The organism is Providencia rettgeri (assembly GCF_001874625.1).
Classification (GTDB): domain Bacteria; phylum Pseudomonadota; class Gammaproteobacteria; order Enterobacterales; family Enterobacteriaceae; genus Providencia; species Providencia huashanensis.
On sequence record NZ_CP017671.1, the window covers coordinates 1246503 to 1261379 of the forward strand.

A 14877-nucleotide genomic window follows, 5' to 3' on the forward strand; every position below is an offset into this window, starting at 1 on the left:
TTATCCCGCGAAACCGATGTGTAGTTGCTCTGCAATTGGACCTAACGCAAGGGCAGGTACAAAGGTCAGCGCACCAATGAGAAGTACAGTGAATACAAGCAGACCAATAAATAACGGACCTGTTGTGGGTAATGTTGCATTACTTTGCGCTTGAGGTTTCTTGCTTGCCATCGAACCTGCAATGGCGAGAACTGGCAGAATGACGCCAAAACGTCCTAAGAACATGGTGACCGCCAATAGCAGGTTGTAAAACGGTGTATTTGCGCTAAGTCCAGCAAACGCGCTACCGTTATTATTCGCTGCGGAGGAAAAAGCGTATAACACTTCACTAAACCCGTGAGCGCCTGGGTTTAAGATCCCTGCACGCCCAGCTTCAGTCATTAATGAAAGTGTGGTACCCAGTAGTACTAAAGTGGGAGTCACTAAAATAGCCAGTGCAACCATTTTCATTTCGCGCACCTCGATTTTTTTACCGAGATATTCAGGAGTACGACCAATCATTAGCCCAGCAAGGAATACGGCGAGTAAAACAAATAGCAACATGCCATATAAGCCAGATCCCACACCGCCGAAAACCACTTCACCGATTTGCATTAACCACATCGGCACCATGCCACCCATCGCAGTAAAGGAATCATGCATTGCATTAACAGCACCGCAAGAGGCAGCTGTTGTTACAACAGCGAATAATGCGGAGCCTAAGATACCAAAGCGGCTTTCTTTTCCTTCCATATTGGCAGTGGTAGTCGCATGGAATTCACTTAAAAATGGATTACCAACATACTCTGCTTTGATAACCGCTATGGCAGCAACGACAAAAATAATCCCCATCACCCATATCAGAGTGTGACCTTGTTTGTTGTTGCCAACGACACGCCCAAAAGCAAAACATAACGCTGTTGGAATTAGAAAAATGGCTAACATTTGTACGAAATTGCTTAATGCCGTTGGGTTTTCAAATGGGTGTGAAGAATTAGCTCCAAAGAAACCGCCTCCGTTAGTACCGAGTAGCTTAATTGCTTCTTGAGAGGCGACAGGCCCCATTGGTAATAACTGGTTGCTATTATTTAGGTTATTAACTAATAGGTAATCTGAGAAGTTTTGGATAACACCTTGGCTAACAAAAAATAGAGCAAAAATAATCGCTAATGGGAAAAGTAGATACACAGTAATACGGTAGATATCCACCCATGCATTACCAACCGTTTTACGACCATGGCGTGAAAATGCTCGGATAAGGGCGAAAACAACGGCAATCCCTGTTGCAGCGGAAAGGAAATTTTGTACCGTTAACCCAGACATCTGGCTTAGATAACTTAATGTGTTTTCACCGCTGTAGGATTGCCAATTAGTATTTGTGACAAAGCTAATTGCGGTGTTAAAGGCTAAATCCCAACTCATTCCCGGAAATTGTTGTGGGTTAAGGGGCAAATGACCTTGGAATATTAATATAGAAAACAGCAATATAAAGCCTAAAATATTGAACAGTAAAATCGATAAGGCATATTGTAGCCAAGTCATTTCCGCCATTTCTCGCCCTGGCTTTTTTACGCCGCCTAAGCGCCAAAGAAGGGCTTCGCTTTTTATTAGCGTACTCGGTATATCGCTATCAATTAACCGAGCAATACCATTGCCTAATGGTTTTGCCAAAATAAACAGCACGAGTAAAAAGCTACCGATAATTAAAATTGTGGTAGTGGTCATATTAAAAATCCTCCGCGCTTAGCAGGGCATAGACCAGATAAACCAGCAGTAACACAACGAGAACTGCCCCAATAATGGAAAGTAATGACACAGTATTTTCTCCTTATTATTTCCATGCAATAAGGCTAAAACTTCCGTTGTAAAGAAGCTGATAAAAAATAGACCTTCGGTGTAAAAAAAGTATAAAAGTGTATTTTTATACGAGGGAATAAAATAAAACAGAGATGGCGAGTTAAAGTGAATAATTGTTATGTAAATGTTGCTGATTTGTTTGTTTTTGACGCAATCAGGTTAAATAATGTAATAAAACAACGGAATTTATCATTTTATTATGTAAATTTTAATTTATAGTGGTCAGATGAGTAGTTTTATTACACAGTTTGCGCTATGATATTGACAGTTAATTTTTATATTATCTGTTCGGTTTTAGTCGCTCTTCTAAACAGTCATTATTTGGGGTTTTAGAGCAATTCTGGAATCGACAAATAGAGTGGCAACTGAAGGAGGATACCGATGTCCACATATCGCGAATATTCCCGTAATCAGGTACTTGCACGCCGCACTGCTGCTGTTACAGCTGGCATTATTGCGTTTCCGGTTATGGTTTTTCATCCGCAACGAGCAAAATTTTATAGCCATTTACACAAAGTATGGGCTAAAACCAGCGATAAGCCCGTTTGGTTAGAGCGTTCAGAAGCCACGTTTGAAAGCCATCATTAATAATTGCTTTGCTTTTAAGTGGTAATGCCATATCCCTGCAATGACCTATTGTGGGGATATTGTTTTTTATCCCTCATCCTGTTTTTCTTTTCCTTATTGCCTTTCTTTATTACCTTTCTTTTTGGTTAGCATCCTTATTTACAGCAAATAACACAGAAAAAAAGCATGTTTCCGTTTATGCTTATTGATTATCAGTAAATTACATTCAAAATGATGGGGTTGACCCTATAGCGGTGTAGTAAAAAGGACCACATAATGCATAATTTAAGATTAGAAGAAATCATTAATGATGAGCTGAAAATTAGTGAATTCCAAGATTTTGCACCAAATGGATTGCAGGTTGAGGGGCGCCCTCATGTGCATAAAATCATCACCGGTGTAACAGCCTGCCAAGCACTACTGGACGTGGCAGTTGAAAAGAAAGCGGATGCTGTGATTGTTCACCATGGCTATTTTTGGAAAAATGAGCCCGCAATTATTAAAGGTATGAAAAAAAATCGCTTAAAAACATTATTAGCGAATGATATTAACCTTTATGGTTACCATCTTCCTTTAGATGCTCATCATCAATTAGGTAATAATACTCAGCTTGCGTATATCATGGGTGTGCAAGTAAATGGCCAAATTGATCCATTAATGCCATTCGGTTTCTTTGATCAACCGATTACACCACAGGAATTAACCCAGCGCTTAGAGTCCCGCCTTGGTCGCAAAGTGTTGCATTGTGGTGACAATGCTAAAGATGAAATTCGCCAAATTGCATGGTGCACAGGGGGCGGACAAGGCTTTATCTTACAAGCCGCCGAGTTTGGCGTAGATGCATTTGTGACAGGTGAAGTTTCAGAGCAAACAATCCATATAGCAAGAGAAATGGGTATCCATTTCTACAGTGCAGGGCATCATGCGACAGAGCGTTACGGGATTAAAGCGCTGACTAAGTGGCTAGTTGATCACCATGGGTTAGACGCAGAGTTTATCGATATCGATAACCCAGCCTAATTCTCGTCATATTTCGAGCTGTGGCGGTGTTGGCTACACTCGCGACCCCTAGTCACATACTTGTGTATGCTCCTAGGGAGTCGCTCATTTGCCGCCTAGCCACAACTCGAACTATTTAGAGAATTAAATTTTCAAGCTAATCTTCATTGATTTTATAAATCTAACCTCGGCGGTGTAGGCTATACTCTTAGAGAGTCGCTCATTTGCCGCCTAGCCACAACTCGAACTATTTAGAGAATTAAATTTTCAAGCTAATCTTCATTGATTTTCTAATTCTAACCTCGGCAGTGTTGGCTATGCTCTTAGGGAGTCGCTCATTTGCCGCCTAGCCACAACTCGAACTATTTAGAGAATTAAATTTTCAAGCTAATCTTCATTGATTTTCTAAATCTAACCTCGGCGGTGTTGGCTATACTCTTAGGGAGTCGCTCATTTGCCGCCTAGCCACAACTCGAACTATTTAGAGAATTAAATTTTCAAGCTAATCTTCATTGATTTTCTAATTCTAACCTCGGCAGTGTTGGCTATGCTCTTAGGGAGTCGCTCATTTGCCGCCTAGCCACAACTCGAACTATTTAGAGAATTAAATTTTCAAGCTAATCTTCATTGAGTTTCTAATTCTAACTTTGGCGGTGTTGGCTATGCTCTTAGGGAGTCGCTCATTTGCCGCCTAGCTACAACTCGAACTATTTAGAGAATTAAATTTTCAAGCTAATCTTCATTGATTTTCTAAATCTAACCTCGGCGGTGTTGGCTACACTCGCGACCCCTAGTCACATACTTGTGATGTAAAATGCGTAGAAAATTATGTGTAATTAGTAAAATAAAAAGTTAACTCGTATAAATTCGATAGCGTAATGATGAAAGAACAAGAACCAAACCCGAAATGGTTAATACCAAGCCTAAGTGCTGGCTCCAGCCTGCGACCATTAAACCAATGGCGAGTCCGATATAGTAAAACAAACCTAAAATAGCCCCAGCAGTACCTTTTCTATCACTATAGCGATTTAAAGCATGTGCAAGGATATTAGGAATAGCAATTCCATATCCAATAACTACACCAATCACCGGTAAAATGAACCAAATAGAATCCATCAGAGCAAAAACCAAGCAACCACTTATCAAAGATATGATGCTAGAGAGCTTAACAAGTTGCTCAGATGTGTGTTTTTTAGCCAATAAATGACGATTAATGATTGACCCTAAGCCCACTCCAAGTGCTAATAAAATTCCAGTTAAACCAAATTGTTGCTGAGTGAGCATTAATCGTTCAAAACTGAAAGGTGCCAGCTGATAATAGCTAAATAAATTAATGTTGAAAAATGCTATCAAGATCACATTTCTAACAATTTCTTTATCTGTGATCATTCGTAAAAATGTCGCCATAAATGGGACTTTGATCACATTTTCAGGGCGTGTTTCTGGTAAACGGCAAGTAGACCAAATAAAAAGCACGACCGCGAGAAATGCCAAGCCAGTAAAAACGGCGATATATCCGCCAAAACTAACTAACCCCGCACCGAATAACATCCCTAATGCAGGACTAATGGCTAGGGCAATACCCATAATTGAAAAAACTTTAGCTAATTCATGCCCTTGATAGCTATCACGCATTGCGGTTTGTGTTCCAATTGAACCGACGGCGGCACCAAATGCGGCAAGCATTCTCATTAACAGTAATAAATAAAAGTGTGTGATAAACAACGCGCAGATAGAGGCGATACCGTAGATCAACAGACCTGCCAGAATAGTCGGGCGGCGGCCTAGCGTGTCACACATTCTTCCCCAAAATACGACACCTAGCGCAAAAGCAAAGAAATAGAATGATAATGTTTGTGATGCTTGTTCAGCATCGACATTAAATGCGCTAGCAATGTTGGTCAATGCTGGGCTGTATATGGTTTCCACGATTTGTGGAAACATCATTAAGGCAACAGCAAGCCATAATGAAAGAGGGTGTTTCATACCAATTATCCTGCTTATATTAATAAAAATAGATGGTGAAGATGAATACAACTATTCAATGACAAGTAGTTTAATGGTATTTTTAGTGTCTCATTACAAAAATAAAGACTATAAATATCAAAAAAAGGACATTATGGCTTGGCTAGAACAAACAGATGAATTTCAAACTCACTGGTATACAGCGCCAGTATTGGGAATAGCAGCTCAAATGGGGCAACATGATTCTGGTTTACATAGCCATGAAATGGGGCAGCTTTTGTTTACACAACAAGGGTGTATACGAATTTCACTTGAGAACCGAATTTCTCTATTACCTCCTGGAAGGGTGGCATGGATACCTCCATTTGTTTGTCACCGAGCACAAATGCGCGCATCTGTGGGCTATCGTTCGGTGTATTTAAGTGAACAATATGCTAAAAAAATAGCAAATGAAGTCGTCATTTTGAGCATTTCACCTCTGCTAAGAGAGGTACTTGAACGGATTGCAATTGCCCCGTTTGACAGTGATTGGCAACAAGGGCGCTTAGCAAATTTATTACCAGTATTTATCGATGAACTACAAAGTGCAACGACTGAGCCAACATTACTTGCACTTCCTCAAGATAGGCGCTTTAAAGACCTCGATATCGAGCAATTACCACCTAATTTAAACCAACTTGCTCAAACGATTGGCGCAAGTGAAAAAACCATTACACGGGTTTTCTTAAAAGAAACCGGAATGACTTATCAAACATGGCGGCAACAATGGCGGTTTATTAAAGCGATTGAGTTATTGGCACAAAATCACCCATATCACTTTATTACTCAAGAGCTTGGCTTAGCCAGTGATAGTGCTTTTATCAGTTTTTTTCGCAAAATGAGTGGGGTAACACCGCGGGAATATCAACAGTAAAAGAGAAAAAAGCCCCGATAAACCGAGGCTTGAGTATTTGTAGGGGGATAGATTTAATTGAATATTATTTTTTTGCTAATCCAGAGTTGAATTTACGTTGGCTGTAACCCGTATACAGCTGACGAGGACGAGCAATTTTCAGACCGTCATCATGCATTTCATTCCAATGGGCTATCCAACCAATTGTACGTGCAATAGCAAAAATAACAGTAAACATTGAAGATGGAATTCCCATTGCCTTCAATATGATACCTGAATAGAAGTCAACGTTTGGATACAGTTTTTTCTCAATGAAGTACGGGTCATTCAGGGCAATACGTTCTAGCTCCATAGCGACTTCGAGTAAGCTATCGTTTAAGCCCAACTCATTAAGTACTTCGTGGCAAGTTTCACGCATCACAGTTGCACGTGGGTCATGGTTTTTATAAACACGGTGACCAAAGCCCATTAAGCGGAAAGAGTCATTTTTGTCTTTCGCACGTTCGATAAATGCAGGGATATGCTCAACGGTTTGAATTTCTTCCAACATGCGTAAACAGGCTTCGTTAGCACCACCGTGAGCTGGCCCCCACAGAGACGCAATACCCGCAGCAATACAAGCAAATGGGTTTGCACCTGATGACCCAGCAGTACGTACGGTTGATGTTGAAGCGTTCTGTTCGTGGTCAGCATGCAGGATTAAAATCCGATCCATTGCACGTTCAAGAACTGGATTTACCACATATTCTTCACATGGTGTAGAGAACATCATATGCAAGAAGTTACCCGCGTACGACAGTTCATTACGTGGATAAACAAAAGGCTGGCCAATGGAGTATTTATAACACATTGCCGCAACAGTTGGCATTTTTGACAGCAGACGATAAGCTGTAATTTCACGGTGGCGCGGGTTGTTCACGTCCAATGCATCATGGTAGAACGCAGCCAGTGCACCTGTTACACCACATAACACTGCCATTGGGTGTGAGTCACGACGGAAGCCATTCAGCATGCGAGTGATTTGCTCGTGGATCATCGTGTGGCGAGTTACCGTATTTTTAAATGTGTCGTATTGCTCTTGAGTCGGTGCTTCGCCGTATAACAGGATATAACAAACTTCGAGGTAAGAAGCTTCGGTAGCGAGTTGATCGATCGGGAAACCACGATGCAGCAGAATGCCTTCATCACCATCGATATAGGTGATTTTTGATTCACAGGATGCAGTAGAAGTAAAACCAGGGTCATAGGTAAAGAACCCTTTTGAACCTAAAGTTCGGACATCGATAACGTCTTGACCAATGGTAGGGCTTAAAATATCGAGGTCAATATCACCCTTACTACCAGTCGTTAGCTTAGCTTTGTTATCAGCCATTTACGGTCTCCTTAGCGCTTGATAATCGACACCCAACAACCCAGAAGCTCAGCGTTATACTGTTTCTTCGTGCATTGTTCTACCGGTATGATTAGAAAATCAGCTAGCTATCACATAAAACCTGAAATCTGACGACCGACGACAATGTAATTAGGTTGTTTATGAGTGTGTAGATGTTATGTTCTTTTTGTTGTTTTACTTACAATATCATTATTTGTGGTAAGAGGAACAACTTTCATAACTTTTGTTAGTAATACCTGTCACAGTTCAAATTGGAAGGTACTTAACATTGCAACATTCATGTTTTTTATTTTTCAGTGAGGGAACGCCCACACCTTAAGATAATTCTGCTAGACCTATATGTAAGATAAATGTTGAATCATTGTCAAATAAGATAAGCACATTTATACAAAATGTTTAAATCGTGATCCTTCTCACTGTTCGGGCTAAATGTCCCCAAACATTTTGTGTGGGAATTGTAATGGCATTGTGAAGACTTTATACTAGCGGCAGGTCTCCGGATTACCCTGTAGTAGGAGTTCCCAGCGTGATCAGTATGCAACTTTATTTAAACATGATGGATTAGAGTTTGTGTTAAGTTGCATTTTGTACCCCCTGTCGCTGTCTGATTTCCACCCCAGGTCCGGAGGATGGAAAATAATAAAGAGCTGTGTGGGCAAAATTGTGAAAAAACAAAGACCTGTCAACCTTGATTTGCAGACGATTCATTTCCCGATCACTGCAATATCTTCGATCTTGCACCGTGTCTCTGGCGTCATTACTCTCATCGCAGTTGGTATTCTGCTTTGGTTGCTAGGGACATCTCTCTCCTCTCCAGAAGGTTTTCAATACGCGTCTGAAATAATGACTGGCTTTTTTGCTAAGTTCATTCTTTGGGGCATTCTAACGGCATTGGCTTACCACATTTGTGGTGGTATTCGTCATATGCTGATGGATTTTGGCTGTGTTGATGAAACCCTTGCTGCTGGTAACTCATCTGCAAAAATTACATTTGTTATCACCGTAATTCTGGCAATTCTGGCGGGGATCTTAGTATGGTAAGTAATGCTTCTGCTTTAGGCCGTACTGGTATCCAGGACTGGCTGTTAATCCGTGCTTCTGCGATTATTATCGTATTATACGTAATTTACATTGTTGGTTTTGTTGCTATCAATGATATTACTTATGAAGTATGGCGTGGTTTCTTCGCTTCTTCTGTGACGAAAGTATTTACTATCCTCACATTGTTCTCGATTCTTGTGCATGCGTGGATTGGCATGTGGCAAGTGCTAACTGACTATGTCAAGCCGCTAGCAATTCGTTTAGTGCTGCAACTGGCTATCGTTGTTGGTCTGTTGGCTTATTTAATTTACGGAACAATTGTTGTGTGGGGTGCATAAATGAATCTGCCAATCAGAGAGTTTGACGCTATCGTTATTGGTGCTGGTGGCGCAGGTATGCGTGCAGCACTTCAAATTTCACAGTTGGGCCTGTCTTGTGCTCTGCTGTCAAAAGTATTTCCAACCCGTTCTCATACAGTATCAGCGCAAGGTGGTATCACTGTTGCTTTAGGTAACACTCACCCTGATAACTGGGAATGGCATATGTATGATACCGTGAAAGGTTCCGACTATATCGGTGACCAAGATGCAATCGAATACATGTGTAAAACAGGGCCCGAGGCTATCCTAGAATTAGAGCATATGGGGTTACCTTTTTCTCGCTTAGACGATGGCAGTATTTATCAGCGTCCATTTGGTGGTCAGTCTAAGAATTTCGGTGGCGAGCAAGCGGCACGTACTGCGGCTGCGGCTGACCGGACTGGTCATGCACTGTTACATACTTTGTATCAGCAAAACTTAAAAAATCACACAACCATCTTTTCAGAGTGGTATGCCCTTGATTTAGTTAAAAATCAAGACGGCGATGTGGTGGGCTGTACTGCAATTTGTATGGAAACTGGCGAATTAGTTTACTTCAAAGCTAAAGCGACCATTTTAGCTACGGGTGGTGCAGGGCGTATTTATCAATCGACCACCAATGCGCATATCAATACCGGTGATGGTGTTGGGATGGCAGCTCGTGCTGGTGTTCCTTTACAAGATATGGAAATGTGGCAATTCCACCCGACGGGTATCGCTGGCGCAGGGGTTCTTGTGACAGAAGGTTGCCGTGGTGAAGGTGGCTATTTGCTGAATAAAGACGGTGAGCGCTTCATGGAACGTTATGCGCCAAATGCGAAAGATTTGGCAGGTCGTGATGTTGTTGCACGTTCAATCATGATTGAAATCCGTGAAGGCCGTGGCTGTGATGGTCCTTGGGGTCCACATGCCAAACTGAAATTGGATCATTTAGGGAAAGAAGTTCTCGAGTCTCGTTTACCGGGTATCCTTGAATTATCCCGTACCTTTGCTCACGTTGACCCAATCAAAGAGCCAATCCCAGTTATTCCAACTTGTCACTATATGATGGGTGGTATTCCAACAAAAGTGACTGGCCAAGCGATTCGCTATAACGAAAAAGGCGAAGACGAAGTTATTCCAGGTCTGTTTGCTGTGGGTGAAATTGCGTGTGTATCTGTACACGGCGCTAACCGTTTAGGCGGTAACTCATTGCTCGACTTAGTCGTATTTGGTCGTTCTGCGGGTCTACACCTAAAAGAGTCCATCATGGAACAAGGTTCAATGCGTGATGCTTCTGAATCCGATATTGATGCGGCGATGACACGCTTTAACCGTTGGGAAGGGGCTCGTACTGGCGAAGATCCAACTGAGATCCGCAAGGCACTGCAAACCTGTATGCAGCATAACTTCTCGGTATTCCGTGAAGGTGATGCGATGGCGAAAGGTCTGGAAGAGCTAAAAGTGATCCGTGAACGCCTGCAAAATGCACGTCTTGATGATACCTCAACAGAGTTCAACACTCAGCGTATTGAGTGTTTAGAACTGGATAACCTGATGGAAACCGCTTATGCGACAGCACAAGCAGCGAACTTCCGTACAGAAAGTCGTGGGGCGCATAGCCGCTTTGACTATCCAGAGCGTGATGATGCGAATTGGTTATGTCACTCATTATATTTACCGCAATCTGAAACGATGACGCGTCGTGAAGTCAACATGCAGCCAAAATTGCGTGAAGCCTTCCCACCGAAAATTCGTACCTACTAATGCGTGGTGTTAATCCAGTTGCGGAGAAATAAACTATGAAACTACAATTTTCGATTTATCGTTATAATCCAGATGTGGACAACGCCCCACGCATGCAAGATTACACCCTCGAAGTGCCAGAAGGGCGTGACATGATGCTGTTGGATGCGTTGATCCAAATTAAAGAACAGGACCCAACACTGTCATTCCGTCGTTCTTGTCGTGAAGGTGTCTGTGGTTCTGATGGTGTCAATATGAACGGTAAAAACGGGCTGGCGTGTATCACACCATTGTCCGCTTTAATCCGTGGTGGGAAAAAAATTGTTATCCGTCCGTTACCAGGTTTGCCTGTTGTGCGCGACCTGATTATCGACATGACTCAGTTTTATACCCAATACGAAAAAATCCGCCCATATCTTATTAATGATAATAAGAACCCACCTGCTCGTGAGAATTTACAAACTCCTGCACAACGTGAAAAACTTGATGGTTTATACGAGTGTATCTTATGTGCTTGTTGTTCGACTTCTTGCCCATCTTTCTGGTGGAATCCAGATAAGTTTATTGGGCCTGCGGGCTTGCTGGCAGCATACCGCTTCCTGATCGATAGCCGCGATACTGAAACGGATTCAAGATTAGATGATCTGAACGACGCTTTTAGTGTTTTCCGCTGTCATAGCATCATGAATTGTGTCAATGTATGCCCTAAAGGGCTAAATCCAACAAAAGCTATCGGTCATATTAAATCTATGTTGCTAAAACATACTGCCTGATAGTGAATATTTAACCCGTAGTGCTTAAGTGCTACGGGTTAAAATGGGAATAGCACAAAATAAATACATAACTTAAAAATAGGGCGTAAAGTAAAGTAGGGTTTTTAATTTAAATAGCGCTTAAGGTCACAAAAGCGCGAAAACGAAATACCCACAACGAGCATCAGAAAGTAACATTGTCATATATAAAATGTAGCACTTAATAAAACGTTGTCATAACAAAAGCGCAAAAAAGTGAAAGCAAAGAAAGTAACAGTAAAAAGTAGAAAAAATAGCCAACTGCAAAAAAAGATGAAGACGACAGCCCAAGCATAGGGGCCTTTAAAAACCGTAGCCAGTTTTTAAAGGTTCCTTAAAAGGGAAACCCTTACTGATAAAGGGCCTCCCAAAGAGAGAACATGCATAAAGCACGTCCAAGAGAACCTTTATCGAGGCCGCTTAAATGCGGTAATTAGTTAACCACGGCGAAAACTAAAGCTTTTAAAGCTTAAGGGATCACAATGCAGAACGGCGTAATGAAGGACTGGCTGGATTCAAGCTTTCTGGCAGGCGCGAACCAGACATATATAGAACAGCTTTATGAAGATTATCTGACTGACCCTAACTCTGTAGATGCCGAGTGGAAAGCCATTTTTGAGCAACTTCCTGGTGCTACTTTAGGTACTAGTGGTGAACAATTCCACTCCCAAGCGCGCGATTACTTCCGCCGCTTAGCAAAAGACTCTACGCGTTATCACACTTCTGTTAGCGATCCAGCTATCGATGCAAAACAAGTCAAAGTTTTGCAGTTAATAAATGCATTCCGCTTCCGCGGGCACCAGAATGCGAATCTTGACCCGTTAGGGCTTTGGAAACGCGAATCTGTTCCAGATTTAGACCCAGCATTCCATAATCTGACGAAAGAAGATTTCGACGAAACCTTTAACGTGGGTTCATTTGCTATTGGCAAAGAAACCATGAAACTCAGTGAGCTATATGAGCACTTGAAACGCATTTATTGCGGTTCGATTGGTGCTGAATATATGCATATCACAAATACTGAAGAAAAACGTTGGATTCAACAACGTCTTGAGTCAGTTGATGTTGCAAAAGTTTTCTCTAAAGAAGAAAAATTACGTTTCTTAGCGGAACTCACCGCCGCTGAAGGCCTTGAGCGCTATATCGGGGCTAAATTCCCAGGGGCTAAACGTTTCTCATTGGAAGGCGGTGATGCCCTGATCCCAATGCTGAAAGATTTAATTCACCACGCAGGCAAACAGGATACTCGTGAAGTTGTTTTGGGGATGGCTCACCGTGGTCGTTTAAACGTTCTTGTGAATATCCTAGGTAAAAAACCTGGTGAATTATTCGATGAATTCGCGGGTAAACATAAAGACCATTCAAGTGCGGGTGACGTTAAATATCACCAAGGTTTCTCGTCTGACTTTGAAACCGCCGGTTCTCGTGTTCACTTAGCGTTAGCATTTAACCCATCTCACCTTGAAATTGTTAGCCCTGTGGTAATTGGTTCAGTGCGTGCTCGTCGTGATCGCTTGGACGAAGGTCGCAGCAACATGGTGTTACCAATCACTATTCATGGTGACTCCGCAGTTACCGGTCAGGGTGTTGTTCAAGAAACACTGAACATGTCTCAGGCTCGTGGTTATGAAGTTGGCGGTACTGTACGTATCGTTATTAACAACCAAATTGGTTTTACTACTTCAAATCCGAAAGATACCCGTTCAACTGAATACTGTACTGATATCGTGAAAATGGTGCAGGCGCCTATTTTCCACGTGAATGCTGATGATCCTGAAGCCGTTTCATTTGTGACTCGCTTAGCGCTAGATTTCCGTAATACATTTAAACGTGATGTGATGATCGATTTAGTGTGTTATCGCCGTCATGGTCATAACGAAGCGGATGAGCCAAGTGCAACTCAGCCTGTGATGTATCAAAAAATCAAACAGCATCCAACACCACGTAAAATTTATGCGGACCGTTTAATTGCAGAGAACGTGTTGAGTGCTAATGATGTGACTGAAATGGTCAATCTGTACCGTGATGCCTTAGATGCAGGTAATTGTGTGGTTGAAGAGTACCGTGAAATGGGACTCAATTCTTATACATGGGCTCCGTATTTGAACCATGAATGGGATGAATCATATAAATCGACCGTTGATATCAAACGTTTAACTGAATTGGCAACTAAAGTTAGCACTATTCCTGAAGGTGTTGTTGCTCAGTCTCGTGTTGAGAAAATTTATGCAGATCGCGCTGAAATGGCGAAAGGCGAAAAATTACTCGACTGGGGTGCGGCTGAAACTTTAGCTTATGCAACATTGGTTGATGAAGGTGTTCCTGTTCGTTTGTCAGGTGAAGATGCGGGTCGTGGTACATTCTTCCACCGCCATGCGGTTATTCATAACCAAACTAACGGTTCTGTCTATGTTCCATTACAAAATATTCATAACGGTCAAGGCGTATTCAACGTTTGGGACTCTGTCCTAACAGAAAACGCAGTATTGGCATTTGAATATGGTTATGCGACGACTGAACCACGTGCTCTGACGATTTGGGAAGCGCAATTTGGTGACTTCGCAAACTGTGCTCAGGTTGTTATCGACCAATTCATTAGCTCTGGTGAGCAAAAATGGGGTCGTATGTGTGGCCTTGTAATGTTACTGCCACATGGATATGAAGGTCAGGGGCCAGAACACTCATCTGCACGTTTAGAGCGTTATCTCCAACTGTGTGCTGATCAAAACATGCAAGTATGTGTTCCATCAACACCAGCTCAGGTTTACCACATGTTACGTCGTCAGGCCTTACGTGGCATGCGTCGTCCTCTGATTGTGATGTCACCGAAGTCTCTGCTCCGTCACCCATTAGCAGTATCTAGTATGGATGAACTGGCGAATGGCAAATTCGAACCAGTTATCGGTGAAATCGATGAAATCAATCCGAAAAATGTGAAACGCGTCGTTCTGTGTTCAGGGAAAGTCTATTACGATCTGTTAGAACAACGTCGTAAGAATGAACAAACTGACGTTGCTATCGTGCGTATTGAGCAGTTGTATCCGTTCCCACACGATGATATCCAAAAAGCGTTGGCGCAATTTACTGATGTTAAAGACTTTGTATGGTGTCAAGAAGAGCCATTAAACCAAGGTGCTTGGTATTGCAGTCAACATAATTTCCGTGAAGCTATCCCAGCAGGGGCTACTTTACGTTATGCAGGTCGAGCTGCTTCTTCATCACCAGCAGTTGGCTATACGTCCGTTCACCAGGAACAACAAAAAGCCCTGGTTAATGACGCTTTGAACATTGAATAATTAAAGGATAGAA

12 protein-coding genes are annotated in these 14877 nt (G+C 42.1%); 8 read left to right on the forward strand and 4 right to left on the reverse strand.

The genetic code is table 11. The features are described 5' to 3' along the window. Complete coding sequence (gene kdpA, locus RB151_RS05565) at positions 1-1704, reverse strand: potassium-transporting ATPase subunit KdpA (protein ID WP_071547834.1); 1704 nt, start codon at positions 1702-1704, stop codon at positions 1-3. Between the two features lies 1 nt (position 1705). Further along, positions 1706-1795: a K(+)-transporting ATPase subunit F gene (gene kdpF, locus RB151_RS24595; RefSeq protein ID WP_042848304.1), complete on the reverse strand. Its 90-nt coding sequence runs from the start codon at positions 1793-1795 to the stop codon at positions 1706-1708. Between the two features lie 422 nt (positions 1796-2217). Here kdpF and RB151_RS05575 point away from each other — a divergent pair, with 422 nt between their 5' ends. Both RB151_RS05575 and RB151_RS05580 read left to right on the forward strand, forming a co-directional pair. Continuing rightward, positions 2218-2424, forward strand: a complete 207-nt coding sequence (locus RB151_RS05575) for a YbfA family protein (protein ID WP_042848302.1) — start codon at positions 2218-2220, stop codon at positions 2422-2424. A gap of 255 nt (positions 2425-2679) precedes the next feature. Beyond that, positions 2680-3423 carry a type 2 GTP cyclohydrolase I gene (locus RB151_RS05580; protein WP_042848301.1) on the forward strand — a complete coding sequence of 248 codons (744 nt, stop codon included), beginning with the start codon at positions 2680-2682 and terminating at the stop codon, positions 3421-3423. A gap of 831 nt (positions 3424-4254) precedes the next feature. Here the strand turns inward: RB151_RS05580 and RB151_RS05585 are convergent. Continuing rightward, the gene (locus RB151_RS05585; protein ID WP_042848300.1) at positions 4255-5388 is read right to left on the reverse strand and encodes a multidrug effflux MFS transporter; all 1134 of its coding nucleotides are present in this window, start codon (positions 5386-5388) and stop codon (positions 4255-4257) included. Between the two features lie 133 nt (positions 5389-5521). On the opposite strand from RB151_RS05585, the gene RB151_RS05590 reads away from it, so the two are divergent. Then, positions 5522-6280: an AraC family transcriptional regulator gene (locus tag RB151_RS05590; RefSeq protein WP_048606376.1), complete on the forward strand. Its 759-nt coding sequence runs from the start codon at positions 5522-5524 to the stop codon at positions 6278-6280. 64 nt (positions 6281-6344) lie between these two features. Here the strand turns inward: RB151_RS05590 and RB151_RS05595 are convergent, their stop codons facing one another. Further along, entirely contained in the window at positions 6345-7631 is a 1287-nt protein-coding gene (locus RB151_RS05595) for a citrate synthase (protein ID WP_042848298.1), read from the reverse strand. Positions 7632-8303: 672 nt separating this feature from the next. Between RB151_RS05595 and sdhC the strand changes: the two genes are divergently transcribed. From sdhC to sucA, 5 genes are all read left to right on the forward strand, one after another. After that, complete coding sequence (gene sdhC / locus RB151_RS05600) at positions 8304-8693, forward strand: succinate dehydrogenase cytochrome b556 subunit (protein WP_004909059.1); 390 nt, start codon at positions 8304-8306, stop codon at positions 8691-8693. Continuing rightward, positions 8687-9031 carry a succinate dehydrogenase membrane anchor subunit gene (sdhD, locus tag RB151_RS05605; RefSeq protein WP_042848297.1) on the forward strand — a complete coding sequence of 115 codons (345 nt, stop codon included), beginning with the start codon at positions 8687-8689 and terminating at the stop codon, positions 9029-9031. Before sdhC ends, sdhD begins: the two co-directional genes overlap by 7 nt. Then, a complete protein-coding gene (gene sdhA, locus RB151_RS05610; RefSeq protein WP_042848296.1) occupies positions 9032-10798 on the forward strand; it encodes a succinate dehydrogenase flavoprotein subunit in 1767 nt (588 codons plus the stop codon). Between the two features lie 35 nt (positions 10799-10833). Further along, positions 10834-11550: a succinate dehydrogenase iron-sulfur subunit gene (locus RB151_RS05615; protein WP_042848294.1), complete on the forward strand. Its 717-nt coding sequence runs from the start codon at positions 10834-10836 to the stop codon at positions 11548-11550. 500 nt (positions 11551-12050) lie between these two features. Next, positions 12051-14864: a 2-oxoglutarate dehydrogenase E1 component gene (sucA, locus tag RB151_RS05620; RefSeq protein WP_042848293.1), complete on the forward strand. Its 2814-nt coding sequence runs from the start codon at positions 12051-12053 to the stop codon at positions 14862-14864. The last annotated feature ends 13 nt before the right edge of the window (positions 14865-14877 follow it).